The organism is Gilliamella sp. App2-1 (assembly GCF_001690255.1).
Lineage (GTDB): Bacteria > Pseudomonadota > Gammaproteobacteria > Enterobacterales > Orbaceae > Gilliamella > Gilliamella apicola_G.
The window spans coordinates 33,512-52,703 of record NZ_LZGR01000017.1 but is presented as its reverse complement, the minus strand read 5'-3'; the positions used below and the strand labels follow the sequence as shown (position 1 = coordinate 52,703).

The following is a 19,192-nucleotide window of genomic DNA, read 5'->3' as shown; positions in this document are numbered from 1 at the left end:
TAAAAAAATATATAAATAATAAATTATGATAACAATGAAGCTTTATACAACGCAGTAAATTATTGGCTAAAAAATATTGCCTTAGATGTTAACGATCACTTGAAAGAATTTTTATTCAATTGGTATAAAAAATCGTGAAGCGATTTCTTGTCATAATTTATGTAGCGCAATGAAATAAATAAAAAAAGAGATTCGACAAATTATCACTCCAATGTTAAGTGATCCTATGAGGGGTGCTTAACAAATTAGTGCATTAATTGCAGAAGGTAAAATTGATATCTTAATCTTTTTGTGGGGTTATCTTAATGCAGTACCTCATTCTATGAAGTTAAAGCACTGTTACGACTATCGATGGTTTGGAATATCCTTGTTGCCACTCATCAAGCAACAGCCCATCATTGATACACTCTTCTATTTTTACGCAAGAGATTAATACGAAATACCTAATTATCAAAGTTATTTAGCGCAAAGAGTTAAATAAATATCAATACCATTCCAAATTCGTAAAGTAGGTCGGCAAATATTTCCGTTTGTTTTACCCTCACTTTGTTAGTCATGTTTATATCACTACTAGTGATATAAGATAATGCAGTAGCTGTGATTAGCGCTATTATTGGGGGGAATTTTAATTGATTATGACTTCCCTTTAGTGTGTTGGTGTTTCGCTTGTACTTTTTTCTTATGTGGGATTGTTAATATTTTCTTTCTCTCGGCTTCCTGTATTACCATTGCCAAAGCTTCTATTATTAATGGCGTGAAAATGGTTGTAAAAGACAAAAAAATTACATGCTATGTGCTTACGTTAACCAGTTATTATGTACTATGGGCGCAATTTAAGTTGATATTACCATTAACAATCACAAGCGTAATAGGTAGTCCAAGTTATGTAAAATGGATGCATTATGCTATTCAAGCCGGTATTTTAACTTATACTGCTTTGCCCACTCGCTCGTTGGATTAAGAAATATTTTAGTTTAGATCAACGCCTTAAATTTGGTCTATTTTTAATGTCATGCGCTTTTATTATCATGGTTTTTATATCAAAACTCATAGTACTATTATCACTGATTGAGCTATTTTATTTAGAGGCAATTATTCTGAACCCGGTCGTGAAACTTTATTGACAGTACTGAGTAATCTCAAGGTAAAGGGAGGGGAGTCATATGGGATTTAGTCGTTTAGGGCTTGCGCTAGTGAGAATTTATTAGTTATACCGGTGCTGGCTATTATGAATTGCCATGCAAATTAATTTTCCACGCCTGCCATAGATAGTGCTGACCAGAATTGGAATATTAACTTTAAGTTATCTACAATATCAATTTAAAAATGAGCCACCAATGCCACACATTAAAATGAGGAAGATTGGCTAATTTCACCACCTTTAAATAAAATAGCCTCGTTAGTATTAAGTTTATGCCATGTTTCATTCGAGGTTAATGGTAATGTAGAAATAATGGTAACAACATCATTTGGTGTTGTATGTTGTTGAAAATCAATTTCGATATCTTCATCCAGCAATTTTGCTTTGCCAAATGGCGCTTTACGGGTTATCCAATGTAAATTGGTTGAGCAGTAGGCAAACACATATTGCCCATCAGACAGAAGCATATTAAATATACCAAGTTGGCTTAACTGATTGGCACATTGTTGAATAAAATTAAACAGCTCAAGATCATTGGTCGGTTTTTGCGAATACTTTTGATGTAGTTGATTTATTAAGTAACAGAAAGCATATTCGCTATCAGTTTCACCAATAGGTTGAAATAGCCCTGTATCTAAATGTTGGTAATCAGTTAATTGCCCATTATGAGCAAAAGTCCAGTTCTTTCCCCATAGTTCTCGGGTAAATGGATGGGTATTTTCTAAGGCGACCCCGCCTCGATTAGCTTGGCGAATATGGGCAATTACGGCTTTAGATTTGATGGGATATTCTTTCACCATTGTAGCAATAGGTGAATAGCTGCAAGGTTCGGGATCTTTAAATGTCCGGCAGCCTTTTCCTTCATAAAAAGTAATTCCCCAACCATCTTTGTGAGGACCTTTGTCCCCACCCCGTTTAATTAAACTAGTAAAACTAAAGCAAATATCGGTTGGCACATTAGCACTCATACCCAATAATTCACACATATTATTTGGCCATTTCTTTTTCAATTAGCAAAATAAGTATATGGATCACTTTGATATGGATTTCTTGTACGCGATCGGCATAGCCAAAATGTGGAACACGGATATCAACATCGGCAAGTCCATTCATTTTACCGCCATCTTTACCAGTTAATGTAATGATTTTCATGCCTTTTTGCTTTGCTACTTCAATTGCTTTAAATACGTTGGTTGAATTTCCTGAAGTTGAAATTCCTAAAAGCACATCACCTTTTTGCCCGACACCTTCTACATAACGTGAAAAAATGGAATCAAATCCAAAATCATTACCAACACATGAAATATGACTGACATCTGATATGGCAATAGCTGGGTAAGCAGGGCGATTATCACGAAAGCGGCCGGTTAGCTCCTCAGCAAAATGCATAGCATCGCAATGAGATCCACCATTACCGCATGATAACACTTTGCCACCTTGTTTAAACGAATTAGCAATTAAGATTGCGGCTTGTTGAATTTGTTGCAGGTTTTTATCATCTGAAACAAAATTAGTTAATACGTCGATAGCTTGGTTTAATTCATTACGAATATTGTCAATGTACACGGATATTTCTCCATCAATAAATTTATCTACTATTGTAATTTGTTCAAAATAGCTTGCAAGTGATAAAAATAAAATTCCCTATCTTAATAAAAATTTTCAGGAAAATATGCCATTAAGTATAAAAATAAGCATTGAATTAAAAATAAATTAAGATTACTTCTAATAATAATGGTTGAAATAACGATAAAATTTAAATTAATTTTAAAATTAACAAATAATACATTTGCAATAGTAAAATTCTTTGCATTTATTTTAAACAATATCTTGAATAGAACTTGGCCGTAACGTTATTTGCCAATAGGATAAGTTTTTCTTTCGTGATACAATTTATTAAGTATTTTTTCACTTAAAAAAGAGTGAAATGACATTCATAATAGAATTGATAAGGAATTAATATGCAAACAATTGAAGGTAAAGTGGCTGCGCCAAAGGCGAAAGTTGCAATTGTGGTGGCACGTTTTAATCATTTTATTAATGATAGTCTAGTAAATGGTGCAATTGATGCATTAACACGTATTGGACAAGTTGACGATAAAAATATCACGGTTATCTGGGTTCCTGGTGCTTATGAAATTCCACTTGCCGCAAAAGTTGCAGCACAGTCGAAAAAATATGATGCAATTGTGGCGTTAGGTACCGTCATTCGGGGAAGTACGGCGCATTTTGATTTTGTAGCAGGTGAATCAAGTTCTGGCTTATTAAGTGCAAGCCTAGATAACACCATTCCAGTTGGATTTGGTATTTTAACCACCGAAAGTATAGAACAAGCTATTGAACGTGCAGGTACTAAGGCCGGCAATAAAGGTGCTGAAGCCGCATTAACTGCGCTGGAAATGCTAAATATTATTAAAGCAATTAAGGAGTAATTTAGTGGCATTAGTTAATCCTCGTCGTCGAGCAAGAGAATGTGCGGTACAAGCCATTTACTCGTGGCAAGTTTCCAGAAACGATCTTGCTGATGTTGAGACAAGTTTTATTGCAGAAGAAGATATGAAAGGCGTTGATACTAAGTATTTTCGTGAATTATTAAATGGGGTAGCAAAAAATACCGCCGATTTAGATGATAAAATGGCGCCTTATCTCACTGAACGCTCTGTTGATGAATTAGGACAAATTGAATTAGCGGTACTAAGAATCGCATTATATGAATTAATGAAACGTCAAGATGTACCTTATAAAGTAGTCATTAATGAAGCTATTGAGTTAACTAAAACATTTGGTGCCGCTGACAGCCATAAATTTGTTAATGGTGTATTAGATAAAATAGCCCCAACCATTCGTACGCGATAACCGATTAATTATGAGATTGATATGAACGACAATAACGAAAAAAGCAAACCCACTATTTTTTATGCCAAAAATAGTGAACCTAAGAAACATTCTCGCTCAGCTACAGAAAAATCTACCGGATGGAAGGGTAAGCGTAAAGATGATTCATTTCAGTCGAAACCCAAACGCGATCGTCAAGATCGTATTGAAACTTTCAAACCTCGAAATGATAAATCTAATTTTATAAAAAATAAGTTTAGTGTTGAATTTAATCAATCTCAATCTTTCATCGATAACGATTCACCATGGAAAAAAAAAGTTCGCACTAATGAACAAACACCTACATTTGGTTATGACGGATATCGTCAACGGAAAGAAGAAACTTTAGTTTATAGTGAAAATAGTTGTAGGGCTGTTTTCAAACATCGGCGTGCAGCGATTGTCAAATTATTTATTACTCAAGAGATGGCTTATCTTTTTAAAGATTTAATTGACTGGTTAGTTAAACAACGGTTAGGTTATAATGTTGTCTCTAGTGAACAAATTAGTAAAATAACCCAAACTCAACACCATGGTGGCGTCTGTTTAATTGTTAAAAAGCGTGTTCCACTCACATTATTAGATTATTTAGATGACAATAGTGATAAAGAGCATGATCGTGTTTTAGTAATTGACGATGTCAATAATCCACATAATCTAGGGGGATTAATTCGTAGTGCCGCTTTTTATGGGATAAATGGTGTGATGTTACGTCAAACAAATTTACTCGATAGTGGTGCCGCTATGCGCGTAGCAGAAGGTGGTATTGAGGCTATTGAATCAATTAAAAGTGATGATTTTGTTGCTTCACTCGATATGCTTAAACAACGTGGTTACCAAGTTGTTGCACTATTACCTTGTCAGGCAAAGTCTATTGCATCAAGTGAACTACATAAAATTCGTTTTAATAAAAAAGTTGCGTTAGTCATATTTCAACAAATTAATATGAAACTCATCAATTCTGCTAGCGTTGTTGTGCATTTAAAAGGCAATGATAACATGCCCGCTTTAAATATTTCGGTCGCAACGGGGATTTTATTGTCTAACTTACAAAAATAAAGGCATATTTTTTTATTTAATATCAGTTGATTATATAATAATAGTTATTTTACCAGTTGATAAAATATATCAAATAGCATAATTTGATTAGAAATTGCTTTTTTTTTCTGTAAATTATTATTAATTTCTTGTGTTTTGGTAATGGTCATGGCTTTTAAGCATAAAGTTGGTTTAATTTTCGGGAAGTTTTATCCTTTACATTGTGGTCATATTTATTTGATTGAAAAAGCCATGAGCCAAGTTGATGAATTACATATTCTTCTTGGTTGTGAAGCAACACGCGATAAGCAACTTTTTAATAAAAGCCATTTACCAAAACAACCTCAAGTCAGCGACCGTTTTTCGTGGTTAAAAGAGACGTTTAAAGATCGCCACAATATTCATATCCATGTACTTGATGAAGCGGGTATTGAATTTTATCCGAATGGTTGGCAAGATTGGAGCTATCGTGTTAAACAGATTCTTTCTTCACATAAAATTAAACCCAATGTAGTATTTACTAGTGAGCCGCAAGATGTCAAAAACCATGAATTCTATTTTGGCTGTCCAGTAGTCATTGTCGATGCTAATCGAGATTTTATGAATATTAGCGCGACACAAATTCGTGAAAATCCTTATAAAAACTGGTCTTTTATTGCACAAGCAGCAAAACCTTTTTTTGTTAAAAAAGTAGCTATTATTGGTCAAGGGAGATTTTGTGACTTACCTATTCAGCTGGCTAATATTTATAATACTCAATACGTGTCTAATGGTTATATTAATTATATTGAGCGCGAAATATCAACTCATCATAATAAACGCTATTTGAGTGAAACTGATTACATTAAAATTGCGATGTTACATGTTGAACGAGTTTCAAAGGCCGTTGAAACCGCTAATAAGCTTGTTTTTACCTCAATTGATTTTGAAACACTAGCGCACTATTACAATCAAATCTTCCAAAAAGATAATGATGTTTTAAAAGCCTTTAAAGACAGTTACCATTTTGATTTAGTTATTCACGAAAAAGATTTAAACTCACAATTTTCACAACTGGACTATTTTGAAACAGTCTCCAAGAAGGTTGAAGCATTATTGATTTAGTTCATCACATTTATTGTGGCTTATGCTAAAATAAGGTAAATCTTTGTGATAGGTAAATTTTATGTCTCAATCTTCTGATAAACAAGACAATACAAATCAAGAAAAAATTGATTTTGGTTACATGCAAGTTCCAAAACAAGAAAAAGTAAAACGTGTCGCTGAAGTATTTAACTCGGTTGCTGATAAATATGATGTCATGAATGATCTCATGTCATTTGGTATCCATCGAATTTGGAAAAGAATTGCCATTGAATATAGCAGTGTGCGTACAGGACAAAAAGTTTTAGATCTGGCTGGGGGCACTGGTGACTTAACGGCAAAATTTTCGCAACTTGTTGGTGATAATGGATTAGTTGTTTTAGCTGATATTAACGAATCGATGTTAAAAGTTGGGCGGGATAAACTGCGTGACAAAGGATTATTTAAAAATATCGAATATGTACAAGCCAATGCTGAAGAATTACCTTTTGCTGACAACTATTTTGATTGTATAACAATTTCATTTGGTTTACGCAATGTCACTGATAAAGAAAAGGCCTTACGTTCTATGTGGCGGGTATTGAAACCTGGTGGACGTTTATTGATTCTTGAGTTTTCTAAACCTCAATATCAAATTCTAAATAAAGCGTATGATCTGTATTCATTTACCATGCTACCATTAATGGGCAAAATTGTGGCAAATGATTCTGAAAGTTATCGTTATTTAGCCGAATCAATTCGCATGCATCCCGATCAAAATACATTGAAAAAAATGATGGAAGATGCTGGTTTTGTTGATGTGAAATATCACAATATGACTGGTGGCATTGTTGCATTACATACTGGCTTTAAATTTTGATGTGATAAATAATAATGACATTTTTTAGACTGTATAAAATATTAACCGTATTTCGAGCCTATCAATTAAATGAACTATTGCCGACAAAATATCGTTTGTCAAAATGGCTGCGTACTTTATTGTTTTGCTTGTTTTGGGTTAGACCTAAAGCGAAACAGCAAGAAGTTGGTGAGCGCTTACAACAAGCACTACAAGAATTAGGTCCGGTTTGGATAAAGCTTGGACAAATGATTTCAACTCGGCGTGATGTTTTGCCAAAACACATAGCTGATGCTTTAGCTAAATTACAAGACCAAGTTATTCCTTTTGACGGTAACATTGCTAAACAATTGATTGAAACAGCTTTAGGGCAACCTATTGATTATTATTTTGCTGATTTTGACGAAACACCACTAGCATCAGCATCAATTGCACAGGTTCATACCGCAGTATTAAAACGTAGCCAAGCCGAGGTTGTTATCAAAGTTTTACGCCCTAATATTTTACCGGTTATTCAAGCTGATATCGCGGTGATGTATTGGGTAGCTAAACAATTTACTAAACGTATCAAATCAGGCGAAAAATTGCGAGCTGTTGAAATAGTGTATGATTATGAAATGACACTATTAAAAGAATTAGATTTACAAAAAGAGGCTTACAATACCATTAGATTGCGTGATAATTTTATCAATAGCGATACGTTATATATCCCTTATGTTTATCAAGAACTGTGCCGAAAAAACGTGATGGTTGAAGAGCGTATTAAAGGAGTTTCTATTGCAAATATCGACCAGCTCAAGCAGAATAATGTCAATATGAAATTACTTGCAGAACGAGGTGTACAAGCCTTTTTTACTCAGGTATTTCGTGATAACTTTTTTCATGCTGATATGCATCCGGGTAATATTTTTGTCGATATTACCGATCCACAAAATCCACGTTATATTGGAATTGATTGTGCCATTGTTGGCATATTGAGTGATGATGATCAACGCTACCTTGCTGAAAATTTCTTGGCCTTTTTTAATCGAGATTATCGAAAAATAGCCGAAACCTATATCGCTTCAGGCTGGGTACCAGCAACGACTGATGTTATAGCGCTTGAAATGGCGATGCGCAATGTTTGTGAACTAGCATTTGCAAAACCTCTTGCTGAGATCTCATTTTCACAGATTTTACTGCAATTATTTCAAGTGGCGCGTCAATTTGAAATGGATATTCAACCCCAATTAACTCTTCTTGAAAAAACGTTATTTTATATTGAAGGGCTTGGACGCCAGCTTTACCCCGAACTTGATTTATGGCAAACAGCAAAGCCGTTTTTAGAAAAGTGGTATAAAGATAAATATAGTGCTAAAAAAATTCTGCAACAAGCTTGGGAATCGTTACCAGAGTGGCGAACCATGTTGCCACAGTTACCAGAAAAATTAAATAACTATGAGCGAATAACCAAACAGATGAATGTTCAATTAAAACAAATCAATCAAGAATTACAACGTAGTAAAAGGCGTGAACGAAATCTATACGGGATGCTTGGGTTGTTTTGTACTTTATGTATTATAATACTGTTTGTTCATTAAAGATATCGCTCTAAGCTAGTTATTTTGGAATATTATAATTTGCGTGTATAATTTAGCTATTAACCCCATAGGAGATAATTATCATGATGCCAAGCTTGCCTCAACTCCTCATATTAATTGCTGTTGTTGTATTGTTATTTGGAACGAAAAAATTACGTTCATTGGGCTCTGATCTTGGCGCATCAATTAAAGGCTTTAAAAAAGCCATGAGTGATGATGACAATGACGGTAAAAAAGAGTTTGATAATTCACAAAAAGTCGAGAATATCGACTCATCTGATTCTAATAATCACAACAAAAAAGAGTAAACTGTGTTCGATATCAGCTTTGGGCAATTACTATTAGTATTAATTATTGGTCTGGTGGTGTTAGGGCCAGAACGATTACCTGTTGCGATAAAAGCAGTTGCAGGATGGATAAAGGTGTTACGTCGCATGTCAGCCACTGTACAGTTAGAGTTAAATAAAGAACTTAAACTACAAGAATTACAAGATAGTTTAAAAAAGGCTGAACAAAGTGGTTTAACAACACTTACGCCAGAAATTCAAGAATCTATCGATGATTTAAAGCGCGTAACAGAATCCTTAAAAAATGAAATCGACTCTACAACGCAAATCAATCCCCAAATTGACACAGATAAAAATAAACCATGACAGACGACGCTACTCAACCATTAATTGGTCATCTTGTTGAACTCAGAACACGATTACTACGTTGCATTATCTGCATCTTGTTGGTATTAGCTTGTTTACTCTATTTTTCCAATGATATTTATTACATTGTAGCAAATCCACTTATCAGCCAATTACCTCAAGGTAGTAGCATGATAGCAACCGATATTGCAGCCCCATTTTTTACGCCAATTAAGCTAACAACCGTGGTGGCGATATTTATTTCAATTCCGTATGTACTGTACCAAATTTGGGGATTTATCGCACCAGCATTGTACCAACATGAAAGACGTTTGGTGATGCCACTAATTATATCAAGCACGATTCTTTTTTATCTTGGTATCGCCTTTGCTTATTTTGTGGTGTTTCCACTCGCGTTTTACTTTTTTATTCATACAGCGCCGGTTGATGTGGCTATTAATACTGACATCACAAAGTATCTTGATTTTGTTATGACACTTTTTGTGGTATTTGGTTTTGCTTTTGAAGTTCCAGTCGCTATTATTTTGCTTTGTTGGACAGGAATAACGACGCCTAAAAGTCTACGAAAAAAACGCCCATATATTATTGTTGGGGTATTTGCTGTCGCGATGTTTGTAACACCTCCAGATGTATTTTCGCAAATATTATTGGCTGTACCTATCTGTTTATTATTTGAAATAGGGACTTTCTTTGCCCGTTTTTATCAACCACGTAATAATGACAATATAGAAGACGATAGCCAAGAATCTGAACAATAGACATAAACAGATAACCAATGAATTAAACAGAACAAGTAAGGATAAAGAGTCATAATGAATACATCATTACCTGATTTTAATTGTGCCAATGTATTAGTTGTGGGCGATATTATGTTAGATCGCTATTGGTATGGGGGAACTAATCGAATATCGCCTGAAGCACCAGTGCCAGTTGTTAAAATCGACTCTTTAGAAGAACGCCCAGGCGGCGCTGCCAATGTTGCCATGAATATTACTTCACTTTGTGGTAATGCACGACTTATTGGCTTAACAGGCATTGATGAACCTGCAAAAATTCTTGATGAACAACTCAGTAAACATAAAGTTCACTGTGATTTTGTATCCGTTTCAACGCACCCAACCATCACCAAATTACGAGTTCTATCACGCAATCAACAATTGATTCGTATCGATTTTGAAGAAGGATTTGGTAATATTGATGCAACGCCTATTCTTGAGCGCATTCAAACTGCATTAACAACCCATAAAGTGTTAGTTCTGTCAGATTATGCTAAGGGGGCATTATCAGCAGTTCAAGCAATGATTAAGCTTGCCAATCAAGCCAATGTACCGATTTTAGTTGATCCCAAAGGTACGGATTTTGAACGTTATCGTGGAGCAACAATCCTAACACCTAATATGTCAGAGTTTGAAGCCGTAGTCGGCCATTGTCAAAGCGAAGAAGATATCGTAGAGAAAGGTTACCAGCTGATTAAACAGTACGATCTAAAAGCACTTTTAGTAACACGAAGTGAAAAAGGCATGACGTTACTCCAATTAGATAAACCGATCTATCATCTACCGACTCAAGCCAAAGAAGTGTTTGATGTGACTGGTGCTGGCGATACTGTAATTGCCACCTTAGCAGCGGCGTTAGCAGCGGGGCAATCTTTAGAAGAGAGCTGTTTTTTAGCCAATGCCGCAGCCGGTGTTGTTGTTGGTAAACTGGGTACATCAACGGTTTCGCAAGTCGAGCTAAGTAATGCTATTCGAGCCCGTGCCGATGACGGTTTTGGGGTAATGACAGAAGAGGAACTCAAAGAAGAAGTACAAAAGGCGCGCATGCGTGGTGAAAAAATTGTTATGACCAATGGTTGCTTTGATATCTTACATGCGGGTCATGTTTCTTACCTTGCTAATGCGCGTAAACTAGGGGATCGTTTAATTGTTGCTGTGAACAGTGATACCTCGGTTAAACAGTTAAAGGGCGAATCCCGACCGATTAACCCGTTAATGCAACGAATGATTGTACTGGGAGCGCTTGATTCAGTTGACTGGGTTGTTCCATTTGAAGAAGAAACCCCTCAACGATTAATTGCTAGCGTCTTGCCCGATGTCTTAGTCAAAGGTGGCGATTATAAACCCGAAGATATTGCTGGGGGAAAAGAAGTTATCGCTGCTGGCGGTAGTGTTAAAGTGCTTAACTTTGAAGATGGCTGTTCCACGACTAACATTATTAATGCAATAAAAAATCGCTAAATTGTAGTAGATAAAATCGGCTACTTCGGTAAGTAACCGATTGTTTCTCAAGCTTCTATAACTTCAATTAGCTATTATCTTGTTTTAAACATAACTTAATATAAAAATTGGTCACCATTTTCATCAAGTCTCTTAATAATATAGAACGTTAATAATGATTAGTATGATCAATCGTTAATAACTATTATTAAATTTCAAAATTAATACTTTTTTTATTATGCGCTTTATGCAAAGCTAATAACCAAATTATGAAAATGAGTATTAAGGATATTTTATGACCAAACATTATGATTATATTGCTATTGGTGGCGGTAGTGGTGGGATAGCATCAGTTAACCGAGCTGCATCCTATGGAAAAAAATGTGCTATTATTGAGGCAAAATTATTAGGCGGAACCTGTGTAAATGTTGGGTGTGTGCCTAAAAAAGTCATGTGGTATGGTGCACAAATTGCTGAAGCGATTAATCACTATGGCCCCGATTACGGTTTTGATACCACCATGAATCAATTCAATTGGGATAAATTAATTGCTAGCCGAACTGCTTATATTGATCGAATCCATCAATCGTATGATCGAATTCTCAATAATAATAAAGTTGATGTGATTCATGGATATGCTAAGTTTGTTGACTCTCATACCGTTGAGGTAAATGGCGAACATTATAGTGCCGATCATATTCTGATAGCTGTCGGGGGTAAACCAACGATTCCGAATATCCCTGGTGCGCAATATGGTATTACATCTGATGGTTTCTTTGCACTAAAAGCCTTACCTAAGCGTGTGGCGGTTGTTGGCGCTGGTTATATTGCTTGCGAAATCGCAAGTGTATTACATGCACTTGGCGCGCAAACTCATCAATTTGTTCGCAATGCTACACCACTACGATCTTTTGATCCACTTATTGTTGAAACCTTGATGGAGGTTATTACTACTGAAGGGCAACAATTACATACCTTTGCGATTCCGCAATCTGTTACAAAAAATAGTGACAATTCTTTAACATTAATCCTTGAAAATGGTGAAAGTTATACAGTCGATTGTTTAATTTGGGCAATAGGTCGTGAACCAGCTACAAATGACATGAATTTACAGGCAGCAGGAATTGAAATTGATAATAAAGGCTTTGTGATAGTGGATAAATATCAAAATACCAATGTACGGGGTATTTATTCTGTCGGTGATGATACAGGTGCCATGGCATTAACGCCGGTTGCGGTTGCTGCTGGTCGTCGCTTATCAGAAAGGCTTTTTAACAATAAGCCTGATGAACATTTAGATTATAGTAATATTCCAACCGTTGTCTTCACCCATCCAGCAATTGGAACAGTAGGGTTGACGGAGCCAGAAGCGATACAGCAATATGGTCAAGAAAACGTCAAAGTCTATAAATCCACTTTTACGGCCATGTATACCGCAGTTACACAACATCGTCAACCATGTCGTATGAAGCTAGTGTGCGCCGGTAAAGATGAAAAAATTGTTGGTATTCATGGTATTGGATATGGGATGGACGAAATGTTACAAGGCTTTGCCGTAGCACTAAAAATGGGTGCAACGAAAAAGGATTTTGATAACACCGTTGCAATTCACCCAACTGCTGCTGAAGAGTTTGTTACTATGCGTTAATATGGCAGCTACTGTATAGCACTAAGTTAAATAAAAAAGCAGAGGAGTTCTCTGCTTTTTATTGCAAAAGAAATCTTACTGTTAATGATTAGTTGAATTACTGCTCCAGCCCTTTTTTGCTAAAGGATAGAAACCCACTCCAATTGCAATTAGTGCCACAAAAGAGATATAGATACCCGCACCCAGATAACTATATTTCCCTAATAAATGTTCAGGACTTAATAGATAAATCGTTAACGTTGGCGTAATAGCACTAAATAACGCATAAGCTAAATTATAAGAAAAAGACAAACCTGAATAGCGAATTGCTGGTGGAAATGTCCTTGTTCCAATAATTGGTGTCATGACGACAGAGCCGATAAAAAGCCCAAACACAGCCCAAATCAAATAAAGCTTGGTGATTGACATATCAGGTGATAAAGAACTATAAAAATAGAGACTAGAAACAGTAAGACCTCCCCAGCAAATCATTACGGTTTTTGTTGAGCCAAGTTTATCATCCAACCATCCAAAAATAACACAACCTAATGTTAAGGTTAAAGCCGCAATACAACCACCGCTCCGCCAATCAAGGTTAGCAAAATGATACATTCCGCCCACAATACGGCCAGGCGTAATTAAAATTCCCACCATAATTGCTGTGGATAATGACCAAGTTAATAATGCAACAATCAAACAGGCTGTTTTGTGTTTTTGAAGTACAGTAACAACTGGGATATTTTTCTCAATTGCTTTACGAGCAGCTAATTCTTTAAAAATAGGTGTTTCAGAAAGAAAACGGCGTAAATAAACTGAAATAATCCCAAAAATTCCCCCAATAATGAAGGGAATACGCCAAGCGTAATCTAAAATATTTTGTGTCGTAAAACAAAGATCGATAATAATCGTGACAATAAAACCAAGCAAAATCCCACCAGTAATACCCGAAGTTAATGTGCCAACGCCGAGTCCATAACGCTGCTTTGGTACATGTTCAGCAATAAATACCCAAGCGCCAGGCATTTCACCGCCAATAGCGGCTCCTTGCAACATACGCATGACCAAAAGTAACAATGGCGCAAAAATACCAATCATTTCGTAAGTAGGCAAAATACCAATGATAAAGGTTGGTAGTGCCATCAAGGCAACACTTAAAGTAAACATCTTTTTACGGCCAACTTTATCGCCAAAGTGAGCCATAATAATGCCACCAATAGGGCGCACCAAATAACCAGCAGCGAAAATCCCCCAAGCAAACAGATCTAATGTCAAAGGCGATAACGAATGGGGTAAAAAGAGTGGTTTGACGATGGTATCAATGTAAAGTGCATAGATAACAAAATCATAGAACTCTAATGTACCGCCTAAAGAAGACAACACTAACGTTTTTAAATCTTTACTATTTAATGGTCGTGCAGTGGGTTGCCACTGAGCATTGATTTCAGACTGATTCATGAACTAACCTTATTTTCATTGTTAAATTGATATAGCAAATCAAGAAAATTTATTTTTTTGACCAAATCTTATAAAGAATCCTCATTCTGCCACAAAAAGATGCCTTTTTTTCCATCATAAAAAAATTTAATGAATGACATTAAACTGTCTATTTGAATTATAATCTTAATATATTTATATTTTATTGGATAAAAATATCACCATTTACCATATCATGGTGGTTAATACAATAAGGATGATTTAATGATAGACCAAAAAGTAAAGCGTTGCGGTTGGGTAACAAATGATCCGCTGTATATCGATTATCATGACAACGAATGGGGCATAGCCCAATATGATAGCCTTAAACTATTTGAAAAAATTTGTTTAGAAGGACAACAAGCCGGTTTATCGTGGATCACTGTACTAAAAAAACGGCAAGAATATCGCCGTTGTTTTTTTGATTTTAATCCTGAAAAAATTGTTCAATTGACCGAAGAAGACATTGAATTATTTATGGAAAACAAAGGATTAATCCGTAACCGTCTCAAGCTCAATAGTATAATCAAAAATGCTCAAGCGTATTTATTAATGCAAAAAAATAACGAAGATTTTTCACAATTTATTTGGTCTTTTGTTGGGGGTAAGCCGATGATTAACCACTATAAAGACAAGAGTGAAGTCCCCGTGAGCACCGAACTATCTGACCAGATGTCAAAGGCATTAAAAAAGAGGGGCTTTAGTTTTGTTGGCTCAACGATTTGTTATGCATTTATGCAATCAATGGGACTAATCAATGACCATTTTGACGATTGCTTTAAAAAAGGATATTGATTTAATGATAATTTTAAAATTATTCAATTATGCTGTTATCGCCATTTTAGGTTATTTTATTGTTTGTAATATTATTATTTTTATCTATGCTCAACAAAAGCCCATTAATAACGCTGATACACTAGTTGTGTTGGGTTCACAAGTTGTTGGCACGCCAGCAATGGCGCCTTTAACCTTACAAATTCGCTTAGATGTAGCTGCCACTTATTTGCAAAATAATCCCAATACGAAAGCTGTTGTTTGTGGTGGACAAGGCAAAGACGAATCAGCCACTGAAGCTAGCGTGATGTTTAATTACTTGGTAAACCAAGGAATAGACGCTTCGCGAATCTATATTGAAGACAAATCAACCCGAACAGCCCAACAATTTATATATGCCAATGTGGTATTGCCTTTAGGGAAAACGGTTGTTGTTACTAATGATTTTCATTTATTACGCTCGGTAATGCTAGCTCAACGTTCAGGGGTGACGGATGTATCGGGATTATCGGCGCCATTGCGTTTTTCTAATTTTGATAAATATATCGCAATGATAAGAGAGCCTTTAGCATTAGCTAATTCGTGGTTATTTGATCATCCTAAAAATTAGATTTAGACAGAACCTTTTTTGACTATTCATTTAAACCGCTTGATTTTTAAAATGACATATCTTTGTATGATTAGCTAAATAAGCAACAGCTGTTTTTGCGTCTTGTCCATGGTATTATGATGTATTGCTGTTTAATTTAGAAATTGATACATATGAATTCAGATACTATTGTCGCGCAAGCAACCCCACCTGGTCGTGGTGGGGTCGGTATTTTACGTATTTCAGGGCCAAAGGTTCAGGCTGTTGCTCAAGCTGTATTAGGCAAATTGCCTAAGCCTCGTCATGCTGATTATTTGCCTTTTTTAGCCTCAGATGGTTCAACCTTAGATGAGGGCATTGCTTTATTCTTCCCAAATCCTCATTCATTTACTGGCGAAGATGTGCTTGAACTACAAGGACATGGTGGACCGATTATTTTAGATTTACTCTTAAAACGTGTTCTTGAAGTGCCGCATGTCCGTATTGCTCGCCCAGGTGAATTTTCAGAACGGGCATTTTTAAATGATAAACTAGATCTTGCTCAAGCCGAAGCGATTGCTGATTTAATTGATGCTAGTTCAGAACAGGCAGCAAAATCAGCAATATCATCCTTACAAGGTGTATTTTCTAAAAAAGTAAATGCACTGGTTGAGTCATTAATCCATTTACGCATTTTTACCGAAGCAGCAATTGATTTCCCCGAAGAAGAGATTGACTTTCTATCAGACGGTAAAATTGAAGCACAACTAAACGAAGTCATTACTCGCTTAAGCGAAGTACGGCAAGAAGCGAAACAAGGAACGCTATTACGAGAAGGCATGAAAGTCGTTATAGCAGGACGGCCTAATGCCGGTAAATCAAGCCTACTTAATGCACTGGCAGGGCGTGATGCCGCCATTGTGACCGATATCGCCGGCACAACTCGAGACGTGCTACGCGAACATATTCACATTGATGGTATGCCGCTGCATATTATTGATACCGCAGGTTTACGTGAAGCCAGTGACGAAGTGGAACGCATTGGCATTGAACGCGCTTGGCAAGAAATAGAGCAAGCTGATCGTGTATTATTTATGGTCGACAGCACAACGACAACAGAAACCAATCCAGAAAAACTATGGCCAGAATTTATTGAACGCTTGCCTAAAAATATGCCCGTCACCGTCATCCGCAACAAAGCCGATTTAACTGGCGAAGCACTAGGATACAGTGAAGTAAACGGCTACTCACTGATTCAGCTTTCAGCACGAACAGGAGAGGGAATTGCTTTATTACGTGATCATCTTAAACAAGTCATGGGCTTTACCAGTAGCACTGAAGGTGGATTTTTAGCACGTCGCCGTCATCTGCAAGCACTAGAAAAAGCAGCAGAACACTTAAATAATGGTAAGTACCAACTCATTACTTTCCATGCTGGCGAACTGCTAGCTGAAGAGCTAAGACTAGCACAAGAAGCCCTGAGCGAAATTACGGGAGAATTTACCTCTGATGATTTATTAGGCCGTATATTTAGTTCATTTTGTATTGGTAAATAAGTAAATCTAAATTTACTATTTTTGAGGCTTTGTTTAACAAAGCCAAATTAAATCTCAGATATATCTTTTTGCTAATTATCGAGAACAAATATACCTTAATCAAACATTTTAAGGTAATTGAAAAATGGGGAGTTATACAGCAAGTCTTATCAAAATGGCTATATTGAATGAATTAATAATACTCATCAAACAGAAGCATGAGATTTATATCTTTTGGGTAAGTTAGAGCTAGCCAGGAGGATAACGGAAGAATGATTAATAATTTAACGTAGAAATGACACTATAAAGCGCTAAATAACATGACTCAACTGAATATAAAACACACAGCGTAATTTTCTGCATTATTTTTGTACTAATGATGGCGTATTTACAAAATTTTACATCAAAATGGTAGTTAATTTCGTTTTAAACGCTATACTTTTAAATTAACCATTAAAAATTAATTTAGCTTATCTTATAAGCTAATAACTATAAAAATATTACTCGGAAGGTTGGATGTTATGCCGTATAAGATTACCTATCACCAGCTTTGGCAACCTTGTTTTTTGAGTATTTTTAATACCGTCTATTCCTTAACTTCGTTATTATCATCTAAAGTCTCTTTATTATTTGCGCCATTATTGCTGTTGTCCTATTCATTAAATATGCATGCGTTATCAGCGGCTATCAAAAATGCCATTGAAGGCAGTCCTCTGTATTTAATGTTTGATAAATGTAGAAACAAAACTACTGCAATGAAAAATTTTTTAGGCATCAGGTTATCAAACGGCACAAAAATTACATCATTAAGCAATAAATCAACGCCTATACACCCAATAGTGTTATCTAATACAAAGGGGGAGCATTTTGCTGATATTGGCTGGATGGTAACCAACAAGTAAACTTGATAGGAGTTAAATGCAATTATTAGTTCACATAGCTACAGGGGCGATGATAATGGATATGAGGAAATAGGTTAAGTGCAACAGAGCGTTTAACTGTTTGGTTTACCGATAAAAATAAGCGTATAGTTAAACGTAACGATATATTAAATATCTGTTATACTTCTATATAAGGTGGTGTTAGGCCTCACAGAAGGTAGTTCAAGTATGCCGTACGGTTATACCTAACAGTGGCATCTTTGATGGCGGTAAAGTAGATTATTACATTGCTCCAACAAGATTATCAGTCATACAAACTAGATGATCTTATTGGCTTTTCCTTGTCAGCTAATTCAGTTTTTGCTGATATGTGAGACGAATATGGGAAGATATTTCCCAATCTACTGCATCCGAATCTTACGGCGATAACTTTCCGTCTATTGACGATCACTGATTATAATTTGATTTGAATATAGGGGAGAGTTAGTGGGTCTACTGAATTGGCTCCAGTTGTGCAGAGTGTGAAATAACCACGAATATGACTAATGTGGCTAGTATTAGTGTATGCGTCACACTAGAAGATCCAAAGGCAACCGAGGATCAAAAGTAAACAGGTAGTCCTGTTTACAAACCAATCTTACCGCAGACATTCGTGTTATTGGGTAGAGATAGTAGAGTGGTATTAAAATATGGTTTTGTATTGTAGAAGTGGTTTGTTAACTGCGGAACCATAAAAAGGTGTTTTGATGACGTAGTAAATTGGTGTTCTAACTTAGGTTATCGGCAAGGAATCTTAAAAGATATTACCAATGCGATTTGTTACGCTAATTATTTCCGTCATAAATATGGTAGTAAAGTATCTGGTGCTATACCGACATCAACAGGTAACTATAGTTAATTTCGAATTGGTA

Annotated in this window: 18 protein-coding genes and 2 pseudogenes; 17 read left to right on the top strand and 3 right to left on the bottom strand. The window is 35.8% G+C overall.

The window, feature by feature from the left end; all coding sequences use genetic code 11:
- The first annotated feature begins 18 nt into the window (after positions 1-18).
- Together A9G22_RS11765 and A9G22_RS11220 are read left to right on the top strand one after the other, a co-directional pair.
- A pseudogene (locus tag A9G22_RS11765) lies at positions 19-481 on the top strand (methylglyoxal synthase).
- A 132-nt stretch (positions 482-613) separates the two neighbouring features.
- Positions 614-961, top strand: a complete 348-nt coding sequence (locus A9G22_RS11220) for a hypothetical protein (RefSeq protein ID WP_141669946.1) — start codon at positions 614-616, stop codon at positions 959-961.
- Between the two features lie 386 nt (positions 962-1,347).
- Here the strand turns inward: A9G22_RS11220 and A9G22_RS02155 are convergent, their stop codons facing one another.
- Together A9G22_RS02155 and lpcA are read right to left on the bottom strand one after the other, a co-directional pair.
- A complete protein-coding gene (locus A9G22_RS02155; protein WP_065586458.1) occupies positions 1,348-2,127 on the bottom strand; it encodes a class II glutamine amidotransferase in 780 nt (259 codons plus the stop codon).
- A 1-nt stretch (position 2,128) separates the two neighbouring features.
- On the bottom strand, positions 2,129-2,707 hold the full coding sequence (gene lpcA / locus A9G22_RS02150) for a D-sedoheptulose 7-phosphate isomerase (RefSeq protein WP_065586459.1): 579 nt from the start codon (positions 2,705-2,707) through the stop codon (positions 2,129-2,131).
- 395 nt (positions 2,708-3,102) lie between these two features.
- On the opposite strand from lpcA, the gene ribH reads away from it, so the two are divergent.
- The 11 genes and pseudogenes from ribH to gorA all read left to right on the top strand — a co-directional run bounded on the left by ribH (position 3,103) and on the right by gorA (position 13,071).
- On the top strand, positions 3,103-3,573 hold the full coding sequence (gene ribH, locus A9G22_RS02145) for a 6,7-dimethyl-8-ribityllumazine synthase (RefSeq protein WP_065586460.1): 471 nt from the start codon (positions 3,103-3,105) through the stop codon (positions 3,571-3,573).
- Positions 3,574-3,577: 4 nt separating this feature from the next.
- Positions 3,578-3,997, top strand: a complete 420-nt coding sequence (gene nusB, locus A9G22_RS02140) for a transcription antitermination factor NusB (RefSeq protein ID WP_065586461.1) — start codon at positions 3,578-3,580, stop codon at positions 3,995-3,997.
- Positions 3,998-4,018: 21 nt separating this feature from the next.
- Entirely contained in the window at positions 4,019-5,074 is a 1,056-nt protein-coding gene (locus tag A9G22_RS02135) for a TrmH family RNA methyltransferase (RefSeq protein WP_075508272.1), read from the top strand.
- A gap of 147 nt (positions 5,075-5,221) precedes the next feature.
- Positions 5,222-6,157 carry a multifunctional transcriptional regulator/nicotinamide-nucleotide adenylyltransferase/ribosylnicotinamide kinase NadR gene (nadR, locus tag A9G22_RS02130; protein WP_065586463.1) on the top strand — a complete coding sequence of 312 codons (936 nt, stop codon included), beginning with the start codon at positions 5,222-5,224 and terminating at the stop codon, positions 6,155-6,157.
- Between the two features lie 61 nt (positions 6,158-6,218).
- Positions 6,219-6,995, top strand: a complete 777-nt coding sequence (gene ubiE / locus A9G22_RS02125) for a bifunctional demethylmenaquinone methyltransferase/2-methoxy-6-polyprenyl-1,4-benzoquinol methylase UbiE (protein ID WP_065586464.1) — start codon at positions 6,219-6,221, stop codon at positions 6,993-6,995.
- Positions 6,996-7,009: 14 nt separating this feature from the next.
- Positions 7,010-8,554, top strand: coding sequence for a ubiquinone biosynthesis regulatory protein kinase UbiB (ubiB, locus tag A9G22_RS02120; RefSeq protein WP_065586465.1), 1,545 nt, complete (start codon positions 7,010-7,012; stop codon positions 8,552-8,554).
- Positions 8,555-8,637: 83 nt separating this feature from the next.
- Positions 8,638-8,862, top strand: coding sequence for a twin-arginine translocase TatA/TatE family subunit (gene tatA, locus A9G22_RS11760; protein ID WP_065586466.1), 225 nt, complete (start codon positions 8,638-8,640; stop codon positions 8,860-8,862).
- Between the two features lie 3 nt (positions 8,863-8,865).
- Positions 8,866-9,159 (top strand): annotated as a pseudogene (tatB, locus tag A9G22_RS02110) (Sec-independent protein translocase protein TatB); the annotation flags it as partial.
- A 44-nt stretch (positions 9,160-9,203) separates the two neighbouring features.
- Positions 9,204-9,965, top strand: coding sequence for a twin-arginine translocase subunit TatC (gene tatC / locus A9G22_RS02105; RefSeq protein WP_065586467.1), 762 nt, complete (start codon positions 9,204-9,206; stop codon positions 9,963-9,965).
- Between the two features lie 54 nt (positions 9,966-10,019).
- On the top strand, positions 10,020-11,444 hold the full coding sequence (gene hldE, locus A9G22_RS02100) for a bifunctional D-glycero-beta-D-manno-heptose-7-phosphate kinase/D-glycero-beta-D-manno-heptose 1-phosphate adenylyltransferase HldE (protein ID WP_065586468.1): 1,425 nt from the start codon (positions 10,020-10,022) through the stop codon (positions 11,442-11,444).
- 274 nt (positions 11,445-11,718) lie between these two features.
- Complete coding sequence (gene gorA / locus A9G22_RS02095; protein ID WP_065586469.1) at positions 11,719-13,071, top strand: glutathione-disulfide reductase; 1,353 nt, start codon at positions 11,719-11,721, stop codon at positions 13,069-13,071.
- A gap of 81 nt (positions 13,072-13,152) precedes the next feature.
- On the opposite strand, the gene A9G22_RS02090 is transcribed toward gorA, so the two are convergent.
- Positions 13,153-14,505 carry an MFS transporter gene (locus tag A9G22_RS02090; RefSeq protein WP_075508271.1) on the bottom strand — a complete coding sequence of 451 codons (1,353 nt, stop codon included), beginning with the start codon at positions 14,503-14,505 and terminating at the stop codon, positions 13,153-13,155.
- Positions 14,506-14,748: 243 nt separating this feature from the next.
- Between A9G22_RS02090 and A9G22_RS02085 the strand changes: the two genes are divergently transcribed.
- The 4 genes from A9G22_RS02085 to A9G22_RS02070 all read left to right on the top strand — a co-directional run bounded on the left by A9G22_RS02085 (position 14,749) and on the right by A9G22_RS02070 (position 18,302).
- Entirely contained in the window at positions 14,749-15,318 is a 570-nt protein-coding gene (locus tag A9G22_RS02085; RefSeq protein ID WP_075508270.1) for a DNA-3-methyladenine glycosylase I, read from the top strand.
- Between the two features lie 4 nt (positions 15,319-15,322).
- The gene (locus A9G22_RS02080) at positions 15,323-15,907 is read left to right on the top strand and encodes a YdcF family protein (protein WP_065586499.1); all 585 of its coding nucleotides are present in this window, start codon (positions 15,323-15,325) and stop codon (positions 15,905-15,907) included.
- A gap of 152 nt (positions 15,908-16,059) precedes the next feature.
- Positions 16,060-17,421, top strand: a complete 1,362-nt coding sequence (gene mnmE / locus A9G22_RS02075) for a tRNA uridine-5-carboxymethylaminomethyl(34) synthesis GTPase MnmE (protein ID WP_065586472.1) — start codon at positions 16,060-16,062, stop codon at positions 17,419-17,421.
- Positions 17,422-17,921: 500 nt separating this feature from the next.
- Entirely contained in the window at positions 17,922-18,302 is a 381-nt protein-coding gene (locus A9G22_RS02070) for a hypothetical protein (protein ID WP_065586473.1), read from the top strand.
- Positions 18,303-19,192: the final 890 nt, after the last annotated feature.

Excerpts from the sequence above, each read along its gene's own strand:
- A9G22_RS02155 (WP_065586458.1), bottom strand. The coding sequence starts at position 2,127 with ATGTGTGAATTATTGGGTATGAGTGCTAATGTGCCAACCGATATTTGC.
- ribH (WP_065586460.1), top strand. The coding sequence starts at position 3,103 with ATGCAAACAATTGAAGGTAAAGTGGCTGCGCCAAAGGCGAAAGTTGCA.
- A9G22_RS02135 (WP_075508272.1), top strand. The coding sequence starts at position 4,019 with ATGAACGACAATAACGAAAAAAGCAAACCCACTATTTTTTATGCCAAA.
- nadR (WP_065586463.1), top strand. The coding sequence starts at position 5,222 with ATGGCTTTTAAGCATAAAGTTGGTTTAATTTTCGGGAAGTTTTATCCT.
- ubiE (WP_065586464.1), top strand. The coding sequence starts at position 6,219 with ATGTCTCAATCTTCTGATAAACAAGACAATACAAATCAAGAAAAAATT.
- ubiB (WP_065586465.1), top strand. The coding sequence starts at position 7,010 with ATGACATTTTTTAGACTGTATAAAATATTAACCGTATTTCGAGCCTAT.
- tatA (WP_065586466.1), top strand. The coding sequence starts at position 8,638 with ATGATGCCAAGCTTGCCTCAACTCCTCATATTAATTGCTGTTGTTGTA.
- tatC (WP_065586467.1), top strand. The coding sequence starts at position 9,204 with ATGACAGACGACGCTACTCAACCATTAATTGGTCATCTTGTTGAACTC.
- hldE (WP_065586468.1), top strand. The coding sequence starts at position 10,020 with ATGAATACATCATTACCTGATTTTAATTGTGCCAATGTATTAGTTGTG.
- gorA (WP_065586469.1), top strand. The coding sequence starts at position 11,719 with ATGACCAAACATTATGATTATATTGCTATTGGTGGCGGTAGTGGTGGG.
- A9G22_RS02090 (WP_075508271.1), bottom strand. The coding sequence starts at position 14,505 with ATGAATCAGTCTGAAATCAATGCTCAGTGGCAACCCACTGCACGACCA.
- A9G22_RS02085 (WP_075508270.1), top strand. The coding sequence starts at position 14,749 with ATGATAGACCAAAAAGTAAAGCGTTGCGGTTGGGTAACAAATGATCCG.
- A9G22_RS02080 (WP_065586499.1), top strand. The coding sequence starts at position 15,323 with ATGATAATTTTAAAATTATTCAATTATGCTGTTATCGCCATTTTAGGT.
- mnmE (WP_065586472.1), top strand. The coding sequence starts at position 16,060 with ATGAATTCAGATACTATTGTCGCGCAAGCAACCCCACCTGGTCGTGGT.
- A9G22_RS02070 (WP_065586473.1), top strand. The coding sequence starts at position 17,922 with ATGCCGTATAAGATTACCTATCACCAGCTTTGGCAACCTTGTTTTTTG.